Raw genomic sequence first — 26,039 nt, 5'->3', positions numbered from 1 at the left:
CAAATACCTTTTTCCGTTTACCTTAACGCCAAAAATACCAAGTGAACAGTACAACCATCCCTTTCGTTAACCAATTAGCACTCAATTCAAAATGGAAATCACTATAAACTAGGTGGTTGAGATGTAAAGAATTGTGACCTTAACAGAGCTTAAGATAACCGCCTTGAGCGTTATTCTAAGCTCTTCACACCCAATACCTCACTCACAAAAATCTCAAAAACACCATAGGAGTCAAGTTTCAATTGTGATACGATGCACAACTTTATGGATATCTCTCTATTTTCATATGGACGTGACCCGATACCACACCACTGGAATACTGTAATGGCCGAACATTAACGCCTCAGCATCAACTCAAGATGTGATTAGCGTTATTATGGTAATCAATGCAGTGCTTCAAGCCGTTGGCGAGGTGTAGCTCTAGTTATTTTACTCCGAGGTCACTTATTACCATGTCTTTTTTAAAAGATTTAGCCATTCGCAAAAAAATTGCGCTTGCCTTTACTATTATCGCGTTAGTCAACATCGCCTTCGGTTATTACCTATATCGTTCATTGAACGACATACAAGATGACCTACTCAATCTAACGGATGACACACTCCCATCAATGATGATGGTCAATAACGTCAAATACAATATGGCTTCTGTGCGACGTGCTCAAATCAGTTTGCTTTCCACAACCGATCAAGCCGAAATTACGGAAGACATTCGTTGGATGCAAGAACGTTATGAGGAAATTGATAGTGCGCTAGCCACCTATGAGCGTGCGGTTTGGACCGATCACGAGCGTTCGATTTTTATGCCAGTTAAGAATCTATGGCGCGATTATTTAACCGCATTAGGCTCTTTTAATGATGATATTCTCAGTCAAAACAAAGTAAAAGCTCAAGGGGACATTTCAGCCTCTTTGGTTACCTTTGAACGTTTAGAGAGTGCGATTGACGATCTTCTCAATTTAAACCAAACCTTTGTTACCCAAAATCGCTCTGAACTGATGACGCTTATTCAAGCTATCACCTCATTTTCCACAGGTAGCATCGTTGCGCTGATAGCATTTATGGTGTTCATTACACTATTGCTTTCTCGCTTAATCTGCCAGCCACTACAGCTGGTTGTACAGCAAGCGAATGCCATTGCTGGAGGTAATTTAAGCCATCGATTAGCACGTCAACATATTGGGCAAGATGAGCTAGGTGAATTGGCCGATGCGTGTTCAAGTATGCAAGAGAATTTACGCTCAATGGTGGAAGAGATCATCGCCGGAGCGACTCAACTATCTCATGCTGTCGATGAAGTTAGCGCCGTCTCTGAACAGACATCACAGGGCATGCAAGAGCAACAGGTCGAGGTCATGCACATTGCTACGGCCATGACGCAAATGAAATCAACGGTTGCAGAAGTGGCACGAAGCACAGAAGTCGCTTCTGACGCCGCTCGTGAAAGTAATCAACAATCCATCCTTGGATCAAAACAGATGGATTCCGTCGCTAATGCTATCTCTCTTGTGACTCAAGAAATTGATCAAGCAGAACAACGCGTATTAGAACTTGAGCAGCAAGCACAGCAAATTAACGTTGTCGTTGACGTGATAAGCAACATCGCCGACCAAACCAATTTGCTTGCACTTAACGCAGCAATTGAAGCGGCGCGTGCTGGTGAACAAGGGCGTGGTTTTGCGGTTGTGGCTGATGAAGTCCGTGCTTTAGCTGGCAAAACTCAGCAATCGACGGGCGACATCGTCAATATTATCCAAAGCCTACAAACATGCGCACTGCGTGCTCGTGAAGCGACGTCACAAAGCAGTGTACTTATGGGGCAATGTGTTGAGCAAAGTGGTCAAACTCAAATCGCGATTGACCACATTAGTAATCAAAGCGCGCATATTGCAGATATGACCATTCAAATTGCCAGTGCGTGCGGAGAGCAAGATTCGGTTAGCGAAGAGCTCAGCCGCAATATCGAACGCATTAGTGAATCAGCCAAGCAAGTTGCACAAGGTTCTTCCAGCGCCGCTCAAGCGTGTGCAGAGCTGAGTCAGTTGGCTGCAATGCTACAAAATACGGTACGTCGCTTCCAAGTCTAACCCTCATATCGTGGGTTTAAAAATAACGGCCTCTTTTGAGGCCGTTATAGTATCCATTCTCTTGCTATTTGTAGCTTAAATCTGTCGCTTTGCCTTTAAAGATTCGGTAAACCACAAAGGTGTACAGCAAAATCATCGGCATCACAATCACGACCCCAATCCCCACCACTAATAAGCTAGCTGTAGAGGCGGCTGATTCTTGAGCCGTCATTATCCCGGGGACGACATCAGGGAAAAAGCTGTACGCTAATCCAAGAAAACTTAATGCAAAAATTAGCATCACGCCAAAAAATGGCCATTGAACGCCCATATCATTCACTACAGGCACTCTTTTTAGGTAGCGATCAACCATAAAAATCGTAACTAACACCACCAGCGGAACAGGAGTTAATAACAGCATTTCAGGGAAGCTAAACCAACGTTCCGCGACCAGTGGATTAAATAACGGGTTAACAATACTGACTGAGAAAATACCCAGCGCGGCCAACCAACCCGCGCGGCGTGACCAGCGCGCCGCTCGAATTTGTAACGCGCCCTCGGTCTTTAACACCAACCAAGCACCACCGATATAAACATAAGCAGCCGTCACGCACAGCGAACTGAGTAGTGCAAAGCCATAAGCCTGCATCGATTCCTCAAAGCTCATCACATACCGTCCAATCATGTAACCTTGGGTTAATGCGGCAAGTAAAGAACCGGTTTTAAAACACAAGTCCCAGTGGTCTTTATGATCCGCTTTTGCTTTTGCACGAAAATCAAACGCTACACCGCGCATAATCAATGCGATCAGCATCAGTGCGGTGGGTAAATACAGCTCAGTAAAAATCAAACTATGTGCACTTGGAAACGCAATCAATAAAATACCAACGCCTAGCACTAGCCATGTTTCATTGGCATCCCAGAAAGGGCCGATGGAGGCGATCATTCTATCGCGCTGTTGCTCATTATTTTGGGGTAATAAAATACCGACACCCAAATCATAACCATCAAGTACCGCATACATGAAAACGCTAAAACCAAGCAGTAAAAGATAAATTTCCGGTAGATAAGAGATCATAATGGTGCCTTTTGCTCGTCAATCGGTTGAATCGTTATGCTTGTAGAGAACTGCCTTGCTAAATAAAACAGTGTATGAATATAAGCAACTAGCAATACGGCATAAATGGTTAAATACATGGCTAATGACAGCACAACAGAACCACTTCCAATCGTAGTAACTGCATCAGAAGTACGCAATACACCACTGACAAGCCATGGTTGACGGCCAATTTCAGTAACATACCACCCTGCTAATGTGGCTACCCATCCCGAAAACGTCATCGCGACAACGGTATAAAGGTAGAACTTGGGTAAGGTTTTTTTACGAATTAAACGCCATGCACCAAACCAGCTCACTAGCAGCATCAGCACGCCAATTCCGACCATAATTCGAAAGCCAAAGAACAGTGGCTTAACCGGGGGATGGTCCGGTGCGAATTGATTTAAACCCACAATTTCACCGTCGAGGTCATGTGTGAGTATCAAGCTGGCTAATTTAGGAATACCGAGTTCAAAGTGATTGCTACGCGTGACTTCATCAGGCCAAGCGAACAAGAGTAACGGTGCTCCTTGCTCCGTATCCCACACCCCTTCCATCGCGGCAATTTTAGCGGGTTGGTGTTTTAACGTATTTAAACCGTGTAAATCGCCAACAAAAATTTGTATTGGTATAGCAATGGCCGCGAGAATAATGCCGACTCTAAGGCCCACTTTCGCTGCTTCCAGTTGTGAATTACGCAAAAATTGGTAAGCAGAGATCCCTGCAATGACAAAACTTGCGGTGAGTAAAGAAGCCAGCAACATATGTACAAGCCGATACGGCATAGAAGGATTAAAAATAACCTCTTTCCAACTGGTGACATGAACAATGCCTTCAATCACTTCATAACCAGCAGGTGTATGCATCCAACTATTTAAAACTAAAATCCAAAAAGCAGAGAGTGATGTGCCTATCGCCACCAGCACGGTTGCTAAGGTATGCACCCATTCAGGTACTCTTCCACGCCCAAAAAGCATCACGCCAAGGAAGGTCGCTTCCATAAAAAAGGCCGTCATCACTTCATAGCCTAACAATGGCCCAGCGACGTTACCGACGCTCTCCATAAATCCTGGCCAGTTAGTCCCAAATTGAAAACTCATCGTAATACCAGAAACAACACCGAGCGCAAAAGTCAGGGCAAATATCTTGACCCAGAAATAATATAAGTCCAACCACAACTGAGCTTGCGTTCGTACAAAACGCCACTTAAAAAACACCATCACCCATGCAAGCGCAATCGTAATGGTTGGAAATAAAATATGAAAACTGATATTGGCGGCAAACTGGATCCGCGACAACATGAGGGTCTCTAACATCACTCTTTCCTCAATCAAAAAAGACTAGGCAATCAAATAACAACAATTTACTTAATTGTTAATTACGTTGTTCGACCTAATTAAGTTCACTGTCTGAGGATTTTCTTACTTAAATTAACTAAGCCTTCTCATCGATTAATGAAAATGAAAAATCCACAGCAGTGCAGCCAATGAGTTGTACCAATCATCAGCTGTAAGACCGAGGAAAAAGATGTATCAAATTACGGAAGAATTATGACAAAAAATAACCGTGCCCCATAACAAGCGTTAGGTTTGAGTAAGCAGTAAGCCTTGCTTCGGCTTACAACGCAAAAAGGGTCGCATTTGATGCGACCCTTTCCTCCTTAACAAACGGTTAAAACTGAGCAGTTAGCTTTATATACACTTCATCTTTGCCTAATTTACTGTCTAATCCATGAGCGTAACCAATCCGTACTGGTAACGTGCCGCCATAAAGTACTATTGTATCGATCTGCACTTCAGCACCAATCCCCGTCAGGGCTTGGTAGTTTTGGTTATCGTTCCAGCTTGATCCTGAGTCGACAAATACAGAACCTGAAATATCCCCCAAGCCAATTGGCCACAAATTCCAGTTTCGTTCAGCGCGATACAATAAGCGGCTTAGTTCAACACTTTGTGTCGCGTAAGCTTGCCCTACTTGAGCCGCAGAGCTGTAGCCACGCAACGCTATCTGTTGGCGGCCATAAAGCTGCTCACTATCCCCTTCATAACTGCCTAGCTCAAACGGTTTGGCTTTTGAGTCCGCATAACCTGCCGCAAGATGAGTGGTAAGGTTGAAGCTCCCCGGGAGGTCCCAATGTGCTTGCCACTGCGCCTGCCATTTTTGTCCAGAGTAATCACCGCCAACATTGGACTCCCATACCAAATCAGCGTAATGACCCCACGCATAACCGGGAACATTCAATAAGCCTTCACGGTTATCCCATTGCAATGCAGCCCCTGCCAGCCACTCATCACTGGCTTGTGTATAGCGCGTACCTTGAGGTGCTTTGATCAATGACTCTTTCTGCCAATAAGTGCCGATACCAAACGTTAAGTTATCATCGAGGCCATGCCATAAATAATTACGTTGTAACGTTAAGTCATCTTGACGGACAATGCGATCGTCTTTATTGGTCAATGGGTTTAACTTAAACTCATGCTCTCGGCTGAGCATCGCTTGCCAACGGTTGTCATATTGATATCCCAATTGGTACGTCGCTAACGCATTTTTTGTATCCCAAGCCGCTTGGATCTCATATTGATGTCGCCCTAACACATCTGAACCACTGGTCGAGAAACCAAGTAACGATTGGTTATCATCCCCTTGCCAAACGGGAACCCAATAACGTGGCGTTAAAGTCGACAACGGTGAGTAGTCGGTAGTGTCACTTTTTTCGGCCTGAGATATCGGCGTCGAAGTAACGGATGTCACCTTGGAAAAGGAAGACAGCGGAGCCTCATTGAAAGCCGTCACCGTCGGAATATGGCGCAAATGGTAACCATCATGCTCATAAGCTTGGTAGATAAGCCCTTGCGATTGATTCCATTGCGGAGAAAAAGCACCTCCAATTTCATTGGTTAACTGCTCTAGCTGCAGACTGGTTAAGTCCATTCGGTAGATCTGATAACGCCCCGTGTAATCGGCGCTGAACAGCAACTCACCCTCTTGGGTAAAACTCAATTGATGCTCAGTTGATGATGTTTCAGTCACAGCCAACCAGCGCTGCTCTTTGGCGACAAAACGCATGATATTCCACGCGCTAGACGGATGCTTCACGGAAGCATAAATGTCGCCAGCCGGAGACAGCGCCATATCACCGATAACCCAACCATATGTGCCTTGCCATAGGCGGGTTTGCTGCCCATCCAGTGTCACCTGCCATAACTCAGGCAACCCTTGTTCATGACGGGTAGCGAAAACACTTTGCCCATCTCGGCTCCAACGTACTTGAGTAAAGCGCTGTTGCTCGGTTAAACGCTGCCACTGCCCATCAACGTAGCGATAAAGATCATTCAACACTCGTCCATCAAGATAACTATTCACTTGTGACGCGACGATACCTTGCTGGGGATGAACATCAAGGCTAGTTAAGCTTTTTGTAGTCAATAAACGCTGCCATTGATTTTGCTTACTATCCCACATCGCTAAATTTGCTCGATCAACCCCATCACGACGCCAAGCCAGTAATTGCTCTGATCCACCATTGGCTAATAGATATTCAAACGGCTGACTATCGAGAGATTGAGCCTCCGAAGGCTGTTCATTACTTTGCGCAATTTGATCTGAAAACTGCGTGATAAGATCGGCACGGAACTCTTGCCAAAGTGCAAAAAAATCCTTACCAAAAGCACGTTGAGCGCTTCGGTTCAAGAACACGCCCGGAATTAGATAGCCACTGTAATCGCTTAAAAAATGCTGGAGCGCCTCTTCGCCATACGTTTTGGCCAAATAATCAATGAAATACGCGCCGTAAAGGTAATCACTACCAAGCGGTAAACGTTTATTGGCTACAGCTACTTGGTTGAGATCAGCTAGTTGCCCGCTCGCCACTTCCATACGCATTTGCATCGCAAAATGGCTATTGTGCAAACGTCCATAACCTTGTTCATTTTGGCTTTCCATGTAAACCGCTAACCCTTCTAACAGCATCGAGGGTGTCATTGCATGCGGGAAAAGCAGTGTGTGACGGCCAAAAATACGCCGAGCTCCGGTGACCGCACGCTCATTTAATTCCATATGAACAATGTGAGTGTACTCATGGCGGATGAGCATGTGCAACCATTCATCATTGCCTTCCAATCCATTAACATCGCTGGGAGGATTTAAGATCAAGCGAATTTGAGCATAAGGCAGCGGCGTTGCCCAACCGTTGGAATAGTCGTAGTCATCCACCAGCGTTAGGTGCGTTTTTTCAGCTGGCATCTTTGAGAATTGACTGGCAAGGTCTTGATGCACTTTCTCGGCAATATCTAACGAATGCGCCGCGTACTGGGCCAATTCACTGCGAAAGTGCACGATAAAATGTTGCGATTGTTGAGTCTGCCATTGCTGACCAGCTTGATCCCAAGCGACTGACTCAGCCAATACTGTTGGTGTATGCATAATACCCAAACAAACCACCAAACCCATAATGGGTGAGAGTACAAATTTTGCTGACATCGTTACAACAACCCTTTTCAATAATTAAGTGCGGCGATTGTACGTTGAATGTGAAAAGGATTGGGTATCGAAATGTATGGCTTTGTCAGGGTAACTCTTCTAAATAGATCGCCTTTATTTTCTGCTTGTTCAATTGTTCAGTTTTAATTAACCAATGGGTAAGAAAATCAAGATTGACCAAACATCCTCTTAAATCATATCTTTCACCTACACCTTGACGAGAATCAAAAAGCTTGCACTTTTATCGCAAGTCTCTTTTCGCCCTAGGTATCCACATATCATAAAAAAGACAATTAAAAGGTAGTCAGCATGAAACAACCACTCAAGGCGCTGGTGCTCGCAATCAGTTTGTCGTGCGGTGCCATCGGTGCTTACGCAAACTCGTTAGAACCGCTCGACAAAGAGTTCACTTTACAAGTTTTAGGATCGGGAGGGCCAATTTCAGATGATCTGCGCTCTTCTTCAGCGGAAGTGATTTGGTGGAAAGGCAAATCTAAAATCATGATTGATGCTGGCGGCGGCGCGTATCTGCGCTTTGGCCAATCCGGCTCTAAACTGGAAGATTTGGATTTTCTAGGCATTACCCATTTTCACACCGACCACGTCGCAGACTTGCCCGCGCTACTTAAAGGTGGCTACTTCTTTAAGCGAGAAGACCCACTAGATATTGCAGGCCCGCAAGCGGGATCTGCCTTCCCTAGCTTAACCGGTTATATGGACGCACTCTTTAATAGCAAAGATGGCGCTTACGCTTATTTGAACGGTTTGTATGATGGCAGCGATGGTTTGTTCCCAGTCACCATCACCGATGTTCCCTACAAAACCACCACACCAACTAAAGTGTATCAACAAGACGGTTTAACCATTTACGCACTCGGTATTCCTCATGGGGACGTGCCATGTTTGGCTTATCGTATTGAAAGCGATCAGGGCGTCATTGTTATTTCTGCCGATCAAAACGGCAGTAACCCAGCATTTCTCGATTTTGCTCAAGGCGCTGACATTTTAGTCATGCCGATGGCTGTTCATGAGTCAGCCGATGAAGTTTCCGCATTTATGCACGCTAAACCTTCAGTGATTGGCGAAATTGCCGCCAAAATCAATCCTAAACTGCTCGTGCTCAACCACTGGATGGGAGTCGGCCTTAAACATAAATCAGAGTCGACCAAGATCATCAAACAGTTTTATCACGGCGAAGTTATTGCCGCCCGTGATCTCTCAAGCTACCCAATGAGTTCCGTGAAGGAGATAACCCATGAATTGTAAAATTGCTTTATCTATTGCGATGACTTCGGCTATTGCTCTGCATTCAGGTATGAGCTTTGCCGAAACGTCAACAGAGGCACCAGTGAGTGCGCAACCCACCTCGCAAAATGGTGGCAAATGCGCGGCTGGTAAATGTGGTACTGAAAAACGTTTTGAAAAGCAGGATTTAAAAAGCGATCCGCAAGGACGTTTAGTTCGCGCCAGAGATGGTAAATGCGGCTTAACCGCAGAAGGAATCACACCTTCCGCTGAAACCATTACTCTAACCAACAGCAAAATCACTGGTGGTGTATGCGGGCAATAGATCGCACCTCAAAAGGCATCGGCTTGCGTAGCGAACACGTCGATTTGCTATGCCAGTTGCCTGACCATCCCGATATCGATTTCCTTGAGCTTGCTCCGGAGAACTGGATGAATATGGGCGGCCTTAAACGCGAGCAGTTACAGCAGATAGCAAAGCACTATCCTCTGATTGCACATGGGCTGAGTTTGTCGATTGGCGATTGTCAGCCACTGAACAAAGCGTTTGTGAAAAAGGTAGCGGCATTTTTAGATGAATTTAACATCGACATTTACAGTGAGCATTTGAGCTTTTCGCGTGATGCCCAAGGGTACTTGTATGAACTGCTGCCTATCCCGCGCTATAAAGAGAGCATTGCTTACTTGGTCGATCGCATTCACTGCGTTCAAGATATTGTGCAACGCCCTTTGGTGCTGGAAAACATCTCCTACTACCACAGTTACGGCAAGGAGATCCCCGAAGGCGAATTTATTGCTGAGATAGTCGAGCGCAGCGGCTGCCAACTGCTGATTGATATCAATAATGTGTATGTGAATAGCCGTAACCACAATTACTGCCCGTTTGACATGCTGGCCACTTTACCGAGCGAAGCGATCGGCTATTACCACATCGCCGGTCACTTAAAAGAGCGCGAAGATTTCTTGCTCGATACCCATGGTAAACCAGTACAGCAAGAGGTGATTGACTTAGCTCGTTATGCTTACGCTCTGCAAGGTAGCCGTCCTTTGCTGCTTGAACGTGATCATCATGTGCCTCCTCTGGTGGTTTTGACTGAAGAGTTGCGCACTATCCATCACGATATTATGCAGCCAGCGCCATCATTAGTTATCGATGTGGAGCGTAGCCATGCTTAAACCACCGATGAACATGAGTATGTCAATGTACGCACTGACCTGCGTGATCCGCTCACCGATTGCGCAAGGCGAACCGCCCTGCCGTTATCGAGAGTTTATTCGAGAGAACATTTATTCTGTCATTACGCACACTTTTCCTCTGTTTTGCGCTCAACTTAACGAGGAAACACTCTACATTTTGACGGACGAATGGTTGGTAATACATGGCGCTATGGAGCCTGAGTTCCATCAGATTGCGACTGAATTTGTTCAGTTTATCCAACAGCATAATGGCCATAATGCCGACATTAACCTCAGTGCTGAGCAAATCGCACTGCTTGAATATGAATGGATCGTTTTCAACGCTGAAATGGATAGCGCCCATGTGCCGGATCTCAACGTGTGGTCGGATGATGTTGAAGCTCAACCGGAGGCGTTTTGCATACAGCTTAACCCAACGTTAAAACTGGTCGAAGTGCCTTTTCTTGTCCATCCAGAATCGGTCACTTTTCTAACTCAAGAACAAAAAACGGTCTGTTACGGGGTATTTCGTCATGCATCGCATCAGGTGGTATCACAAAAATTCAGAGAAGTGGATATCGCCCTAATTCAGATGATTCAAAACGCCCCAGCACAGTCACTAACGCAACTAGAACAACAGATAGCTCAACACCTATCCAACTTCCATTTTTTGGCGTGGGTTCAAACGTTTCAGCAACAAGGACTCATCAGCCTGTATTTATTAGGAGAAACTCTATGATTCACTCAGCCCTCAATTGGTACGATGGCGTGATCGAAAAATTTAAAAAATTCGATTTTATCGTACTACTTGCGATTCGACTTTTTCTCGTGCCGGTGATTTTTGTCGGCGCTCATTCCAAAGTGGTTGGTTTCGCTGGAACCGTTGCTTGGTTTGGCGCCTCAACCGCCGATGGTGGTTTAAATCTACCTTTTCCAGAACTGCTGGCATTTTTAGCCGCTGCAACAGAAGTTCTCGGCTGTATATGCATCGCACTTGGTCTTTTTACTCGCATTATGGCGATTCCAATGATTTTCATGATGAGCGTGGCGAGCGCAATGGTGCACTGGAAACATGGCTGGGACGCGATTGCCACCAGCAGTATGGAAGCAACCGTGCGCTTAAATGGATTTATTGAATGGTTAGCCGTAAATTTCCCAGGCCGCTACAACTACATCACTGAGCTCGGTGACCCTGTGATGCTCAATAACGGGATGGAATTTGCGGCGACTTACTTTGTGATGCTGATGGTTCTTTTCATTTATGGTGGTGGCCGCTACGTCAGCCTCGACTACTGGCTAAAAAAACCATTCACTCGCACGCCTCAAACCGCTTAACACCTAATGATGCCGACTAACTTGAAGTTGCCGCCCGCAGCTTCAAGTGGCAGGCGTTATCAATCACACATTCATCTCTGACTATCTTACCTGCCATTTTGCTGGCGGGAGGGAGACTTTATGCTTACAGATGTGGTGGAACTGTCACGGTTCCAGTTCGCCAGTACGGCGCTTTACCATTTTATTTTTGTTCCGCTGACCATTGGCTTATCGTTTTTACTGGCGATCATGGAATCACTGTATGTCATGACCGGCAAAACCGTTTACAAAGACATGACTCGTTTTTGGGGTAAGCTGTTTGGCATCAACTTCGCCGTTGGCGTTGCCACCGGCCTCACTATGGAGTTTCAATTTGGCACCAACTGGGCGTACTACTCTCATTATGTGGGTGACATTTTTGGTGCTCCACTGGCGATTGAAGCTTTAATCGCTTTCTTCCTTGAATCAACACTCGTTGGATTATTTTTCTTCGGCTGGGAGCGCCTTTCTAAGCGTCAGCACTTAAGTGTGACTTGGTTAACCGCTTTAGGCTCTAACTTTTCTGGATTGTGGATTTTGATGGCCAACGGCTGGATGCAAAACCCCGTCGGCGCCGAGTTTAACTATCAAACCATGCGTATGGAAATGACCAACTTTACTGATGTCATTTTTAACCCAGTAACCCAAGTGAAGTTTGTGCACACCGTTGCGGCGGGTTACACCACAGGCGCACTGTTTATCATGGGCATCAGCGCTTACTACCTATTGAAAAAGCGCGACCTTCCCTTTGCGCGTCGCTCATTTGCTGTGGCTTGCGCTTTTGGCATGGCATCCATTAGCGCCACTTTATTGCTAGGTGATGAGTCAGGTTACACCTTAGGTGAAGTGCAACAGGTGAAACTGGCCGCCATTGAAGCCGAGTGGGATACCGAACAAGCCCCTGCCTCTTTTACTCTGTTTGGGCTACCTAACCAAGAAACCATGCACACAGACGCGGCGATTAAAGTCCCTTATTTGATGGGTATTATCGCCACGCGTTCATTGGATGAGCCCGTCATCGGCTTAAAAGATTTGATGGCGCGCAGTGAAGAGCGCATTCGCAATGGCATGCTCGCTTACGGGTTATTGGAAGCCTTACGCAATGGTGACGATTCACCGCAAAACATCGCTCAGTTTGAAACGCTAAAAGAGGATTTGGGGTACGGTTTATTACTCAAAAAATACACCGATAAAGTAACTGATGCGACTGAAAGCCAAATCAAACAAGCCGCGCAAGATACCATTCCGCAAGTTGCACCTCTGTTTTGGAGCTTCCGCATCATGGTGGCCTGCGGTATGGCGATGTTCGCTGTGATTGGGCTCTGTTTCATCCAACTTTGTCGGCGAAAAATCGGCACTCAGCCTTGGTTACTTAAGGCGGCATTATTCGCCATTCCACTTCCCTGGATTGCCAGTGAAGCGGGATGGTTTGTTGCTGAGTTTGGCCGCCAACCTTGGGCTATCGGTGAAGTGCTTCCGGTTAATATGGCCGTATCTAACCTATCACCTAGCGATTTATGGATTTCACTGGGCCTAGTTTACTTACTCTATAGCGCATTTTTGGTGGTGGAAATGTACCTGATGGTGAAGTTTGCTCGACGCGGTCCAAGCGCCCTACATACCGGACGTTACCATTTTGAAACGCAAGATGGGCACGGATCTCTATCTCACGTACACCATTAAGGGAGAACACAATGTTTGATTACGAAACCTTACGTCTGCTGACTTGGGCGATTGTCGGTGTGCTATTGATTGGTTTTATCATCACCGATGGCTTTGATATGGGCGTTGCAGCGCTACTGCCCATTTTGGGACGCAGTGATGTTGAACGAAGAGTGATGATCAACAGTATCGCGCCTCATTGGGATGGCAACCAAGTATGGCTGATTACCGCTGGCGGTGCGATTTTCGCCATCTGGCCACTGGTTTACGCCACCGCATTTTCTAGTTTCTATTTAGCGATGATGTTGCTACTTGCTGCGTTATGGCTGCGCCCAATTGGTATGGATTATCGCTCGAAAATCGATAATCCCTCATGGCGCAAGGCGTGCGATAACGCACTGTTCATCAGTGGCGTTGTGCCGCCCCTCATCTTTGGCATTGGTTTTGGCAATTTATTGGTAGGAGTCCCTTTTCAGCTCAATAACTTATTGATGCTTGATTACCAAGGCCATTTTTGGGATCTATTCACGCCATTTCCGCTACTGTGTGGCCTGCTCAGCCTTGCCATCGTCGTCACTCAAGGCGCAACGTTTTTACAGCTCAAAACTTGTGATGCGTTACGTGAGCGAGCCCATAACGCGTCGGTGGTCAGTGCCAGCATTGCGGTGGCATTATTTCTCATCGGCGGATTCTTTGCCGCCAACATGGCGGGTTATATTATCGTGAGTCCGATTGTCACGGATGCCGCTTCAAACCCCTTGCACAAAGAAGTGGTTAGCGTCGCTCGTCATTTACTGCATAACTATCAAGCACACGCCATGCTGTGGTTGATCCCTTGCGTGGGCATCGCGAGCTTATTGGCGTGCATATGGGCAAGCCTGAAAAGAGCATCTGGCTGGGCCTTCTTATTCTCTAGCCTTGCTATTGCATGCATTATTTTAACGGCAGGCGTGGCGCTATTTCCGATGATCATGCCATCAAGCTTAATGCCATCACACAGTTTGACGATTTGGGATGCCACATCCAGCCAAAAAACACTCAATATCATCACGATTGTCGCCATCTTAGTGGTGCCAGTTATTCTCAGTTACACTGCGTGGGGTTACTACAAAATGTTCGGTCGATTGAATGATGATTATATTCGCAACCACAGCGTATCGCTGTACTAAAGGAGATGACTGATGTGGTATTTCTGTTGGGTTCTTGGCGTATTACTCGCCTGCGCATTTGGCATAATCAATGGATTGTGGCTTGAGCAAGCTGAGCATTTCGATGAATCGTAACTCACTCATATGCAAGCCGATAACCTGTTAACAAGGTTCAAGATCATCAAGCTTTGAAATAAAAAATGGCGCTGTTTTTAGCGCCATTTTTTATCACATAGTAAGAAACGTATTTACTGAAACTTTGGGCCAGCTGCGGCAACAAAAGCCATTTCAACCAGATAGTCAGGACTTGCCAGTTGTGCTTGAACGCAGGCTCGGCTTGGTGCGCATCCTTCTGGAAACCAGCTATCCCACACTTCATTCAAAGCGGCGAAATGTGCAAAATCTGTGACATAAATCGTCACCGATAACACACGGCTTCTGTCGCTGTCGATCGCCGTCAACTGCTGCTCAGCTTGGGCTAAGATCTGCTCAACCTGCCCTTTCATATCGGCTTTTGTATCGCTATCAGCCACTTCCACAAAGTGGGCAATGCCGTTGAATACGGTAATGTCAGACCAACGTTTACTTGGATTAATACGATGAATAGTCATTAATTTCTCTCTTTATGGTAAAGATAACTCGCAACAGTGCTGTTCGATCACACAGACTGGCGCGCCGACTTTGCAGCTAAAGCCGCTGGCAACCAACCTGCCTGTGGTTTCATCTCGGCGATAACTGGCGATTGTGTGTGAATGTTGGCTAGCAACCAACAACCAATCTCCATCCGCAGACAAAGTGAAGTCACGCGGGAATTGGCCACCGACATCAAATGCGGCAATCCATTGCGGTTGTGGCTGGCATAGTTCAAAAAGAACGATTTTATTTTGCTCTCGGCAGGAAGCATAGAGAAAACGTTCATCGGGCGACAACTTAATCGCCGCAGCCGCTCCACTTTTCGCCTCATTCGGCAAGAGATCGCACTCAGCCTCTATTTGCCATTGCGTCCCGGAAAATACTAAGGTGACCAAAGTCTCCGACAATTCACAGACCACAAAAGCTCGGGTTTCTGCGTGATTAAACACCACATGGCGCGGCCCACTCCCCGCAGGCATCTCTACAGTTTGCGCCAATGAAAATGCCTGATTATCACTGTTGATGGCGAAAAAATGAATTGCATCACTCCCTAAATCGACCACAACCAGTTGCGACGACTGTTTAAGGAAAACCACCTGATGAGCGTGAGGTGAGGTTTGGCGCTCTGCATTTGGCCCCTGACCATTAATCCATAGATCAGCAATGCATGACTCAGGTTTGCCAGTGTCGTCCAAACGAACAATGTTCACATTACCCGACCCATAATGCGCCACGGCGCAATAGCGCTGCTTGGCATCAATAGCAAGATGACATGCATAGCTACCCGACAGTGGCACTTGAGAAACAGAGCCCTTGTTAATGTGTATTAATTGTGGGTTGTCGCTCGCTTCTACCTCATTAAAAGTGTAAAAGCCCTTGGTGGTTTCAAGAAGGTAGGAAGGGTTACGCGTCGCCATCACCTCTTGCAAAACACTAAGTTCACCCGTGATGGTGTTAAGCTCAATCAGCTCAACGCCGTTACTACTGCTTGGTGCATCCGTATAAGTACCAATGTAAAAACGCGCGGCAGTGTGTGTGCTCATTTTCCACCTATCATCAAAAATAAAACACTATACCCAAATTTCACCTTAATCTGGGATAATTTAATTAAGCTGCCTGTGTGGCAGTGATGAAAACCGCCATACAGTCCAAACTTAAATCCAATCGGGCGATTGCGGAACATAATCAATGAACAACATGCTCGGAATAATGTTTATTTTTCCTAGAGGATAAAATCCATCTTCGCTGTTAAATAATTTTCCGCGATAACGTTGCGTGGGTTTTTCGTCTAATACTGATTTGGTATGTCATAGATACAACAAAGCCCGCACGTGGCAGGCTTTGTTTGAATTTGGTGGGTCTTATTGGATTCGAACCAACGACCTTCTGGATGTCGACCAGACGCTCTAACCAACTGAGCTAAAGACCCAAATTTTTGTTCTTGAGCATGATACATGCAACTGAAATGGTGCGTCCGAGTGAACTCGAATCACCGACCCCCACCATGTCAAGGTGGTGCTCTAACCAACTGAGCTACGGACGCATATCTTCAGAACGGAGTGGATATTAACGGCTGTTTTTGCTGTGTGCAAGTCTATTTTCTTTGTTTTTGAGCCAGTTGGCTTATCTATCACCAGCTTGTCTGTTTTTTATTCACAACTCTGGGTTTAAGCACAATAACCGGATTAACAATAGATGTAAGCTGTCCAATTTATTTCATTGTATAAGTTATGTGAGATTATCCATTGATTCGGACCAATTATCTCGTACTATAAGCTTTATCAATATCTTCGATATGCAATACGGTGACGTAACATGGATGTGCGATTATTCAATCATTCTCATCATTTGAGAGCCTCTGTACTTTGTGGGTTAAGCTTACTGCTGACCGCTATTGCATTTTTCTTCGTCCTATTTAACGTTTTTTACACTTACAGCTACGGGCTAGCAGCATTAGAATTTGTCTTCATGTGTTACTCCTATTACGTTTACTTGATTGCAAAGCAACAAACACATTCAGCTACTCATATTCGTGTCTACGTTTATTTTCTAATCTTTATTATCAGCGCAGGGACTTTTATCCAGCCTTTAAGTAATGGTCTATTTTTATGGACCACGTTTTTCCCAGTACTTTTTTACCTATTGCTAGGGGTTAAGCATGGCCGCCTCGCTACGGGCATCGCACTCATTCCGCAACTGTTCAACATTTATTATCAAGCCTTATGGAATGAAGCTTATGATCCAATCCCGTTGATGATCAATCTGCTTCTTTGCTACTGCGGAATTTGGACAGTGGCTCATATTTTTGAATCTAGCCGTAAAAAAACCGAAAACTCACTACGCTATCTTGCTTCTCGTGATGCGTTGACGGGCTCTCACAATCGTTTAGCACTCACTCATGCCTTCGCTCACTTTGTGCAAAATAAGGTAGATACCACTTTATGTCTTCTGGTGATTGACCTTGATTATTTTAAGCAAGTCAATGACACCCATGGGCATGATGCCGGTGATAAGGTGCTGATCGATACGGCGCAGGTAATGTCTCAAATTGTGGGCGACGATAACCTCTACCGTATCGGCGGGGAGGAGTTTTGTGTGACTTTGTTTAATAACAGTATCGCGCAAGCCGAACATGTGGGAGAAAAATTACGCGAAGCGATTAATCAACATTTGTACGCTTATGGCTCGAAGCGAATCCAACTGACCTTAAGTGTCGGTATTTGTGAATACTATGAAGGTGACAAGTTGGATGTACTACTGAAATTAGCCGATGTTGAGCTTTATAAAGCGAAGAAAAATGGACGTAACCAAGTTCGTATTTGCCAAGTCAATGACAGCAAAAATGATGCGACACTTTGGGCTTCTCAGAGTTCTTGATCCTCTCCGACTTCATACACAACATTATAATTTTCAGTATAGGTACACTGTGGTTGACGGCTACACGTAAAGAATCGTCGGCCTTTGAATTCGCCTTGGCTGGCAATTTTTATCACCATTGGGCTGCCACATTTTTTGCAAAAACGCACTTCTTTATCGGTTTCGATCAAATCAATATGCGCGGCCAGTAACCTTCTTAGCTTACTCACTTGATAGCTGTGTTTGATGTTCGCACCAATCAATGGAATGTTGGCAGACTTACACACATGCATCAGCAATTTTTCACGCTCTACCTTGCCTTTATGCAGTTCTTTTCCGTTATCCAATTCGATGATGACTCGCGGCTCTAAGGTTCTTGCATCACACACCACAAAATCAAAATAGTTTTTGGCGATTCGGTTATTGGCGATGAACCACTGCTTTTTATTCAAGTTCACCGCTGGGGTAACCACGTTGGCCATTGAAACTTTAGCCAACACCACACCGTGTTCCCCTACTGCAGCTTTCAGCGCGTTATGAAAGGCGCCTTCCGACATATTGAGTAACGCCCCTTTCTTCTTATAAGCGTAATCTTTGGTATCGTCGTGTTTGATCACGTACTTTTGGATAAAGACAAAAAACAGCACCAGCAGTGCAACAATGATAAAAATGTTGGTCATACGATAAAAACCATGTTGAAGTAATTAGCTAACTCGCTAATTAATAAACGAAGTACCGCCCAAAGGCCAGTTTATTACTATGGATTTGTTGAAGAGGGTGACCTAATCCACATGGCCGCAGGCTCTCTTGTAAGCTGAATCTAGAATGTGTACCAGAGTGTCATTCAGGTTGATAAGCTACGCCAATGAGTGAAATGTCGCAACTTGTGTTTTCTGTCAATGGACAATGACCAAACGAGAGGCTCATTAATGAGAGCCTTAGTAGGAGAAAGAAAGAAAGAAAGAAAAAGCTCGCCGCAGCGAGCTTTTATTGCTTTAACGATTAATCCAGTCGAAGTAAGCGACCAGTTAAAGCCGGAACGATGATTGTCGTTGTACCGATTTGCGTGGCGATCGTCTCTTCAGTCATTAAATCCTTCAATTGAGTCGCAGCTTTTACGCTTCCCATATCAAGAGATAAGACCCGCTCGGAGGTGCTGGTGTTAAGCACATAGAGGATCTGCTCATCACCGTACACTTTAAGATCCGCGTACAAACTCTCGTCAATCCACACATTACGCCGCTTCCCTTTAGCCAGTGACGGGTATTGGCTGCGCAGTAGCATTAATTGACTGACGCTGTTTTTCAGCGCTTGCTGTTGTGGTGACAAGCTTGAACCATCTACTTTGCCACTAGAACGAGCAACGTGATCATCACACAAACCAACAGCGGCACAATTTTGTGTCACTTGCGCTGCAAAGTTTTCGACTTCATCCCCAATCTCTTCACCATAGTAAAGCGTGATTGGCCCAGAATAAGCAGAAAGAAAACTGAACGCGGCAAGATGTCGCGCATAATAATCACCTAAATTACCTCGTTGGATCAGGTCACCAAAGCGAACCAAATCATGATTACCTAACATTAGATTTGGCATGGCGTGATAAGGCGATTTCGCTCGGTTATTCCAACTGGCTTCTAGACTCAGAGCGCTACCGCTTGCACCAGATTCTTCCACTGCTAGTGCTTGCATCACACCATAGCGTAAAGGAAAGTTGAAGGCTGAGGAGAGCGCTGGGTTTGCATCACTGCCATACGCAGTTAGGGTAATGTCATCAGCCCCTTGCCACACTTCACCGACCATATAGCCTAATGTACCCCATGATTTCCCTGCATTGAGGTTATCTTGCGATGCTTGTTCAACCGCCGCGCGCAGCGAACGCCAACTCTCAAGCGGGACTTGATACGCTTGATCTAAACGCCAACCATCAATGCCAAACTCACGGATCCAGTAAGTAGCGACTTCAGTGAAAAATGCTTCACTCGCTTGGCTAGGATAAGTGACCAACTTACCCGGATAACCACTTTCTCCGTCATGAAGCTGAGGCAAATTGCCGCTCGGTGACGCTTTCACGCCAACAGAGCTGGTGTGGCCAAATACGCCATCCAATAACACGTACAGCCCTTTGTCATGCGCACGATCAATCAGCTCTTTTAGTTTAGCGTTGCTGCCAAAGTTAGGATCTACGTTGAAATAATCACACGCAAAATAGCCAGTAGCATCAAGCTTATCATCGCCATTTTGACCCGCACAGGAATCAAATACTGGCGTTAACCACAACGCATTAACGTTCAAGCTAGCAATATAATCCAAGCTATTAATGATGCCTTGCAAATCACCACGGTGATGCGAGTTGCCGTAACCAACGCCGTAATCAGCGTTTGAATCTCCATCAACAAAGGATTCCACCATCACTTGATAAATTCGCAAATCGCAAGCGGGGTTATTGTCTTGATAACACGCGTAGTCAACACCCGTATCCACAACGCCAACCACCAGTTGCGATGTGTTGGATGCATCCAGTGTGAACTTCCAAACACCTTGCTCTGTTACGGTAAGCTTGATATTGCCATTTCCTGCATTTTCCAATATCGCGGAACCGCTAGCTATATTAAAGCCACCAAAACCAAGGTTTAGTGTGCTCCAATCTTCAGAAGCAATTTTGAATTCATACACTCCGGGAGTCAGATAACCTTCAAACGTGTAGAGACCATTTTGCTGATAGGATAATGGATTTGAAACTCCCCAACCGTTCATCGAACCACGCACGTACACCGTGGTTGAACCATAAGGTGCAACATCAATTGGTGGCGCATCAATGCTTAATCCAGCACCCTGATCGCCCTGCTGCGGCATTACAAACACTGCCGCCGTTAAGGCTGGAACGGTAAAGCGGCCATTGTTAAACTGGCTCTCTTTGACGCGCACATCTTGTGCTGTGCGTAAAACAGGATGTAATTCAAAGCGCTGCGCGTTCGGAATAACCACACTTTGCTCAACGCTATTGGCGTTGATGGCGACAACGATGGCCTCAACGTTAAAGTCGAGATCCGTTCCAGCTGAAACACCATCATTCACCGACATAACAATCATGCCAGGCTGTGCATTTGGCCCCGTATTATGGAAACGAACACGATTTAACACTTCTTGCTCAGAGATGAGCTTGAGCAACGGTGTTTGCGCACGAATCGCCAGCAAGGCTTTGAAGGCATTATCTGTCCATGCGATATCTTGCGCGGAAGCTACCGTATTGGGGTTGGCTATCACACGTTGAATCGCATTCCAGTTGGCTTGATCTTTATCTGCTCTTGGCAAGCCGACATTCCAGTTGTTGGTCTGCTTGCTAAAGTCAACACGGTTGTACCAATCACCACTGTCGTAACTGTCGCGCGCCATCGATTTTGAGCGAAGAAGTTCTGACCCCATATGGAAGAAAGGAACACCTTGCCCAAGCATTACTGGCGCAAGACCAATGATCTGCATGCGCGCTCTATCTGCTGAGCTGGTTTCTGCTTTTGCTTTATATTGGTTGAAATCCCACAGGGTTTGATTGTCGTGTTTAGAGACGTAGTTAATCGACTCTTGTGGGTCAAGTGTATAGGCCGCGCCTTGACCACCGTATTGGAAATCACGGCCAAGCACTGTCATGCCGCTGGCGGTTTGCAATGGATAGGCTTGTAAATTGCCAGCCATGCCATAGCGAATTAAGTCCATTTTCGATTTCAGCTCATCACTAAAACGATCACCTGCATTAGCAAAACCCGGAGTAGTTAATAACGCCTCACCGCTATCAAATGGACCACCGCCACGCACACCGTCACGTAAGCGGTCGTTATAAGTCCCTATCCCCGTTCCAGCCATTGGCCATTGCGTAGCATTTTCGCCTCTGGCACCGTTGGCGACTTCACCAAAGTTCCAGCCTTCACCATAGAACCAAGTGTCAGGATCAACCGTTTTCGCCGCCTCATAAATCTTGAGCATGCTTGATTTCATCAAGTGTCCCATCAGATCGAAGCGGAAACCGTCGATTTTGTAATCTTGCGCCCACATCGTGACGCTATCGGCCACCAGTTTCTCGAACATACGGTTTTCTGAAGCGGTATTGTCACAGCAGCTAGAATTTTCAACCGCACCTGTGATGGGGTTCAAGCGGTGGTAATAACCGGGCACGGTTTTATCCAGTACTGATTTGTCATACAAACCTGACGAATAGGTATGGTTGTAGACCACATCTTGCACGACTCGAAAACCAAGCTGATGCAGTTTTTGCACCATCTGGCGGTACTCTTTCACCCGTGACACACCATCACTTTGCACCGCATAACTGCCCTCTGGCGCGCTGTAATGGAATGGATCATAACCCCAGTTGAAGCTGTCAAGCGGCCGCACATCCGCAAGTAATGCTTGTGCTTGCGGTGTATTCGGGTCGGTTTTTTCCAACAAAGAAAGTATGGTCGCGCTCATCGACGTACCATCAGAACAGAGCGAGGCTTGCGGGTTAATACCACACAGTTTTGCGACCGTATCATTAAGATCGACCCGCTTTTGCTCATCTTCCGGAATCGACGCTAAATCATAGCTTGGCAGTAAGTGAATGGTGGTTAAACCCGCTTGTTTTAAACTTTTCAGGTGCGCAACACTGTCACGTTCTTCTTCCAAGAAGGCGAGGTACTTACCGTTGTATTCCGCTGTTCCTTTGCTATCACTGTTGCTGAAGTCACGAATGTGTACTTCATAAAGAATGTTATCTTCAGGATGACTCAATTCAGGAATAATTTGAGTATCCCAATCGTCCGGTTTTGACTCTGCTGCGGTTAAGTCTACTAATTGAGAATAAAGGCTGGATGTGCTGAGCGATTGCGAATACGGGTCGGTCGTCGTCATCCATTCAAGTTGCGCCGTTTTAGGATGGTAGGCCTGCACGCGGTAACGATAAAAACTGTTTTTCAGCGAGCGCTCACCTTGATAGTGCCAAACTCCGGTGTTTGGATCTTCAACCATCGGCTGAGGGGAGGTACTGCGAAGGGTTTTATCTTGATCATACAGATACAACTCCACTTGCTGCGCGGTCGGAGCCCATAGCGCAAAATGCGCGCTATCACCGTCTATCCAAGCGCCAAGTTTCGCTTCATCGGCATCATCGCTGCCAGCCGTGTAAAGATTATCGACTATTCCTGGGATCTGTACTTTTGTTGCAACCAGTACTTTACCTTCAGCATCTCTCGCCACTGTCAGTAGCTGAGTTTTCAGCAGCGCTTTAGCTTGTTCATTGCTCACATCCAATGTGAAGGCGGTACGACCCGCTAAATGTGGGAAATGCGCATTATTGGTCACGCCTGACAAGGCTAATGGGTAATGAATGAATTGTTCAGGATGGGCGATATCACCATTGCCTTGCGCGCGGCTCCAAAGCTCATAGCTTGCCGCTTCGCTGTGATCGAACCACGCCAGTTGATTTACCGCAAGCCAATGTGCAGCTGCGCCCTCAATGGCAACTTGAATTTGCTCATTCGGAGAGTAGTTCAATACCGCACTACCATGGCGCGTATAAAGCGTATTGCCTTTGACAAAATCCAGCACTAAATCATCGCCGCCCAGCGCTTTATCATTGCCACTGTGCACAATAAAATTCATGCAGTTGCCATGTTCTGCTTTAAGTGGAATGCTATATATCGCTCCATAAATCGGGTCGATTTCTGAGGCTAAGTAAGGATTTCCCCAATCCACACCATTAAGCGCAGATTCAGAAACAGAATCACAGCTACCGTTGTTCCAAAGGTGTAGTCCCCAGCCGTCATAATTATTGTCATCACGCAGGTAGTAAATGATCGCTTCTTGATAAGTTGGGGTCGGCTCGGTTGTCGAGTTATCCGCCTGTTTCGGTTGTGGATCAATGCTGTCGGGGATGCCATCACCGTCATCGTCGCTTGAGGCAAAATCCCCTAGCCCATCGTTATTGGTATCAAGGCTTTCTAAGCGATCTCGTGGGAATACATCCTGCGCGTTGCTCACGCCGTCACCATCAATATCGTCATCTTCGCTATCGGCAATACCGTCACTATCAAGATCAGCAGGAACGCTTGAAACATCATTGGCGTCCGTTCCTAAACGCGCTTCATCGGCGTTGCTCCACCCATCACCATCAATATCATCATCTTCGACATCCGCTATGCCATCGCCATCGAGATCGGCAGCAAAGCTTAAGGCGTCATAAGGGTCAGTCCCTAATCGCCATTCAGTTTCATCAGGCCAGCCATCGTTGTCATCGTCTAGGTCTGCGTGATCGCCAATGCCATCATTATCGGAGTCAATACTCTCTTGAATGTCATAAGGAAAGTGGTCAATCAAATCGGCTACGCCATCTCTATCGCTATCAAAGCCAATAACAGGCTCACCATGTTCAAGCATCAGTGTTTTATCGCGAATATCGCTCTTTTCTCGCTGCGCTTTTTTGATCTCATCGCCAAACAGTTTACTGGCTTTTTTCAAGGTATTGGCCAATTCAGGCAAGCTGGAGTCATCGATAGTAGCAGGTAGCAGTTGCGCTAGCGCTTTAGCAGATTGAGCAACCAAGATGTGGTTATCGACATAATCCGCTTTGACATCCAAAGTTGGAATACGCAGCGCCTTTTTCAGCTCAGCCAACGCTTTACTCTCTCGCTTACCATTTTGCATCTGCACGCTGAGGTAAGTCGTAAAAGGGCTGATCACCGGATAATTTGCTGGCGCCATCATTAAATAATTGCGCGCCGCTTTGACGGTGGGAATATCTTGGTCAACGGTTTTACCCTTGATAGCAGAAGCCATCAGATAATAATTTTTTACGTCACCACGCAGCCCCGCCACGTTAATTTTTGCGATACCTTTTTGGTCGGTATACGCTTGAGGTTCGTTTTGTTCAAATTGACGATTGCCGTTCACATCCAGCCAAACTTGGGCATTGGTTAAATACCCATCCATGACTTGAACGTCTAACGAGTCATTACAACCCGCTAGCATACCAATTGAAGCAAACGCTAAAGTCATTCTCGTTAGGTTTGTTTTCATTGTTGTAATCCGTTTTATAACGTTAGTGCTCGTCCTGCTCTCACTGCTAGCAGAAAACCTATAAATCAGTAGACATATGCCTATATCTACCTAAGCTAACGTTATAATTTTGACACCGCCAATTACCTCCCCCTTGCAATTTTGCTCTCAGGGCGTAGAGCCAAGGGAGGAGAAGAAAAACACAGAGTTCACTCACGCTCAGGGTAAATGAGATGAAAGGAAAGCAGAGAGAGCAAGATAAAAACGTGATCGGAAAGACAAAGCGTAGAATGAAGCATGATAAAGTGTGAAAGAATATTACATTTTGACCAATCTAATAGAGTTTGATCTTAGTCCCATAGCTAAGGCCTGAACATAGAAAAATAGCCAAGCCTTGAACCTAAAAATAGCCTATTGAGGGATATCTAAATGAATGATGGTACGACTTTCAGGGTGCAGTGCTTCTAAACTGCTACGCCAATGTTTTTCAATCAATTTGTCCATTAAGCCACTGTTTTGAGCTTTGCGTAGGGCACGCTCAATGATCGGCTGATATCGCTTTGTCTCTTGGCTAAGATAAAAAATGAAATCGTTTTGATATTGCAATATCAAGCGCTGTTCAATGGCCAGATACGGAAGTGACTTAGCTTCATCGGAAATTTCATTCATGCCTCTTGGAAAATAGTGAATCGGCCCTTCTGCAGATAATTTTTGATAGAGATTTCGCCATTCACCGTCTTGTTGATACACTTTTAAGCTATTATTGCGCCAGACCTCAACATCATACCAATTAACGCCTAACCCAGCGGTTAATCCCGACTTTTGTAAATCATTAAGCGAATGAATAGTATCAAACGTTCGTTGTAATTGAGGTGGAATCAACAAAATACGTTTACCAATCAGTCCTTTGGTCAATGGAACATTTATGCCAGCATAACGCTCATCTCGTTCTTGAGTTTGTAAAAACCACATCAGTGATAATTGATTATTTTCAAGCATTTTACTAATTCGTTTTTGAGGTACATGGTCCGGTGTAATAATTATATTAACCTTCACACCCTGCTCCTCAAGCGATTTTTGCAATAGCTCATGATAATAAACATGGGTATTATTTTGTAGTGTTGGCAAATGTAAGGTTAACGATATTTCTGATGCAAATGCTTGGGTGTGTAAAGCAATAGAGCCCAAGAAAATCAGCATAGTAATTCGCATATTACTTGTTCGCTTCATACTGCCTACCTCCAAAATATTTTCCTATCTAAACTATAGCCCCTTTGATTGGTTTATGTGCGGTGGCATTCG

General features: G+C 45.7%; 18 protein-coding genes and 2 tRNA genes. 10 read left to right on the top strand and 10 right to left on the bottom strand.

The annotated features are described in order from the left end of the window. Nucleotides 1–452 precede the first annotated feature (452 nt). The gene (locus AACU59_RS02835) at nt 453–2,084 is read left to right on the top strand and encodes a methyl-accepting chemotaxis protein (RefSeq protein WP_094145738.1); all 1,632 of its coding nucleotides are present in this window, start codon (nt 453–455) and stop codon (nt 2,082–2,084) included. A gap of 64 nt (nt 2,085–2,148) precedes the next feature. On the opposite strand, the gene AACU59_RS02830 is transcribed toward AACU59_RS02835, so the two are convergent. The 3 genes from AACU59_RS02830 to AACU59_RS02820 form a co-directional block, all read right to left on the bottom strand. Further along, entirely contained in the window at nt 2,149–3,141 is a 993-nt protein-coding gene (locus AACU59_RS02830; RefSeq protein ID WP_094145739.1) for a cytochrome d ubiquinol oxidase subunit II, read from the bottom strand. Beyond that, the gene (locus AACU59_RS02825) at nt 3,138–4,478 is read right to left on the bottom strand and encodes a cytochrome ubiquinol oxidase subunit I (protein WP_094145740.1); all 1,341 of its coding nucleotides are present in this window, start codon (nt 4,476–4,478) and stop codon (nt 3,138–3,140) included. The genes AACU59_RS02830 and AACU59_RS02825 overlap by 4 nt, the downstream gene beginning before the upstream one ends. Before the next feature lie 355 nt (nt 4,479–4,833). Beyond that, the gene (locus AACU59_RS02820) at nt 4,834–7,641 is read right to left on the bottom strand and encodes a BamA/TamA family outer membrane protein (RefSeq protein WP_094144713.1); all 2,808 of its coding nucleotides are present in this window, start codon (nt 7,639–7,641) and stop codon (nt 4,834–4,836) included. 309 nt (nt 7,642–7,950) lie between these two features. Between AACU59_RS02820 and AACU59_RS02815 the strand changes: the two genes are divergently transcribed. The 8 genes from AACU59_RS02815 to cydX all read left to right on the top strand — a co-directional run bounded on the left by AACU59_RS02815 (nt 7,951) and on the right by cydX (nt 14,360). Beyond that, a complete protein-coding gene (locus tag AACU59_RS02815) occupies nt 7,951–8,907 on the top strand; it encodes an MBL fold metallo-hydrolase (RefSeq protein ID WP_094144712.1) in 957 nt (318 codons plus the stop codon). Next, nucleotides 8,897–9,211 carry a hypothetical protein gene (locus AACU59_RS02810; RefSeq protein WP_010318146.1) on the top strand — a complete coding sequence of 105 codons (315 nt, stop codon included), beginning with the start codon at nt 8,897–8,899 and terminating at the stop codon, nt 9,209–9,211. Before AACU59_RS02815 ends, AACU59_RS02810 begins: the two co-directional genes overlap by 11 nt. Then, a complete protein-coding gene (locus AACU59_RS02805) occupies nt 9,199–10,062 on the top strand; it encodes a DUF692 domain-containing protein (protein WP_094144711.1) in 864 nt (287 codons plus the stop codon). Before AACU59_RS02810 ends, AACU59_RS02805 begins: the two co-directional genes overlap by 13 nt. Further along, on the top strand, nt 10,055–10,801 hold the full coding sequence (locus tag AACU59_RS02800; protein WP_094144710.1) for an HvfC family peptide modification chaperone: 747 nt from the start codon (nt 10,055–10,057) through the stop codon (nt 10,799–10,801). The genes AACU59_RS02805 and AACU59_RS02800 overlap by 8 nt, the downstream gene beginning before the upstream one ends. Further along, nucleotides 10,798–11,397 (top strand): HvfX family Cu-binding RiPP maturation protein, encoded by a 600-nt coding sequence (locus AACU59_RS02795; RefSeq protein ID WP_010318151.1) that lies wholly within the window; start codon nt 10,798–10,800, stop codon nt 11,395–11,397. The genes AACU59_RS02800 and AACU59_RS02795 overlap by 4 nt, the downstream gene beginning before the upstream one ends. 120 nt (nt 11,398–11,517) lie before the next feature. Beyond that, on the top strand, nt 11,518–13,098 hold the full coding sequence (locus AACU59_RS02790; protein ID WP_094144709.1) for a cytochrome ubiquinol oxidase subunit I: 1,581 nt from the start codon (nt 11,518–11,520) through the stop codon (nt 13,096–13,098). Nucleotides 13,099–13,109: 11 nt separating this feature from the next. After that, entirely contained in the window at nt 13,110–14,246 is a 1,137-nt protein-coding gene (cydB, locus tag AACU59_RS02785; RefSeq protein WP_094144708.1) for a cytochrome d ubiquinol oxidase subunit II, read from the top strand. A gap of 12 nt (nt 14,247–14,258) precedes the next feature. Beyond that, nucleotides 14,259–14,360 (top strand): cytochrome bd-I oxidase subunit CydX, encoded by a 102-nt coding sequence (cydX, locus tag AACU59_RS02780; RefSeq protein ID WP_013856710.1) that lies wholly within the window; start codon nt 14,259–14,261, stop codon nt 14,358–14,360. Nucleotides 14,361–14,473: 113 nt separating this feature from the next. Here the strand turns inward: cydX and AACU59_RS02775 are convergent, their stop codons facing one another. The 4 genes from AACU59_RS02775 to AACU59_RS02760 form a co-directional block, all read right to left on the bottom strand. Further along, nucleotides 14,474–14,836: a RidA family protein gene (locus tag AACU59_RS02775; RefSeq protein ID WP_013856709.1), complete on the bottom strand. Its 363-nt coding sequence runs from the start codon at nt 14,834–14,836 to the stop codon at nt 14,474–14,476. 12 nt (nt 14,837–14,848) lie between these two features. Next, nucleotides 14,849–15,901, bottom strand: a complete 1,053-nt coding sequence (locus AACU59_RS02770) for a lactonase family protein (protein WP_094144707.1) — start codon at nt 15,899–15,901, stop codon at nt 14,849–14,851. 309 nt (nt 15,902–16,210) lie between these two features. Next, nucleotides 16,211–16,287 (bottom strand) — tRNA-Val (locus tag AACU59_RS02765). A gap of 37 nt (nt 16,288–16,324) precedes the next feature. After that, nucleotides 16,325–16,401, bottom strand: a tRNA-Val gene (locus AACU59_RS02760). Between the two features lie 272 nt (nt 16,402–16,673). Between AACU59_RS02760 and AACU59_RS02755 the strand changes: the two genes are divergently transcribed. Then, the gene (locus tag AACU59_RS02755; protein ID WP_094144706.1) at nt 16,674–17,735 is read left to right on the top strand and encodes a GGDEF domain-containing protein; all 1,062 of its coding nucleotides are present in this window, start codon (nt 16,674–16,676) and stop codon (nt 17,733–17,735) included. On the opposite strand, the gene AACU59_RS02750 is transcribed toward AACU59_RS02755, so the two are convergent. The 3 genes from AACU59_RS02750 to AACU59_RS02740 all read right to left on the bottom strand — a co-directional run bounded on the left by AACU59_RS02750 (nt 17,723) and on the right by AACU59_RS02740 (nt 25,967). Further along, the gene (locus AACU59_RS02750) at nt 17,723–18,394 is read right to left on the bottom strand and encodes a DUF2726 domain-containing protein (RefSeq protein ID WP_094144705.1); all 672 of its coding nucleotides are present in this window, start codon (nt 18,392–18,394) and stop codon (nt 17,723–17,725) included. The genes AACU59_RS02755 and AACU59_RS02750 overlap by 13 nt on opposite strands. A 322-nt stretch (nt 18,395–18,716) precedes the next feature. After that, nucleotides 18,717–24,758: a pullulanase-type alpha-1,6-glucosidase gene (gene pulA, locus AACU59_RS02745; RefSeq protein ID WP_094144704.1), complete on the bottom strand. Its 6,042-nt coding sequence runs from the start codon at nt 24,756–24,758 to the stop codon at nt 18,717–18,719. Nucleotides 24,759–25,148: 390 nt separating this feature from the next. Then, nucleotides 25,149–25,967, bottom strand: coding sequence for a hypothetical protein (locus AACU59_RS02740; RefSeq protein ID WP_094144703.1), 819 nt, complete (start codon nt 25,965–25,967; stop codon nt 25,149–25,151). Nucleotides 25,968–26,039: the final 72 nt, after the last annotated feature.

The sequence above is a fragment of the Vibrio sp. V23_P3S9T160 genome (assembly GCF_963886625.1).
In the GTDB taxonomy this organism is placed as follows: domain Bacteria; phylum Pseudomonadota; class Gammaproteobacteria; order Enterobacterales; family Vibrionaceae; genus Vibrio; species Vibrio anguillarum.
The sequence above is the reverse complement of the archived record's forward strand: the minus strand, read 5'-3'. Positions and strand labels throughout refer to the sequence as shown.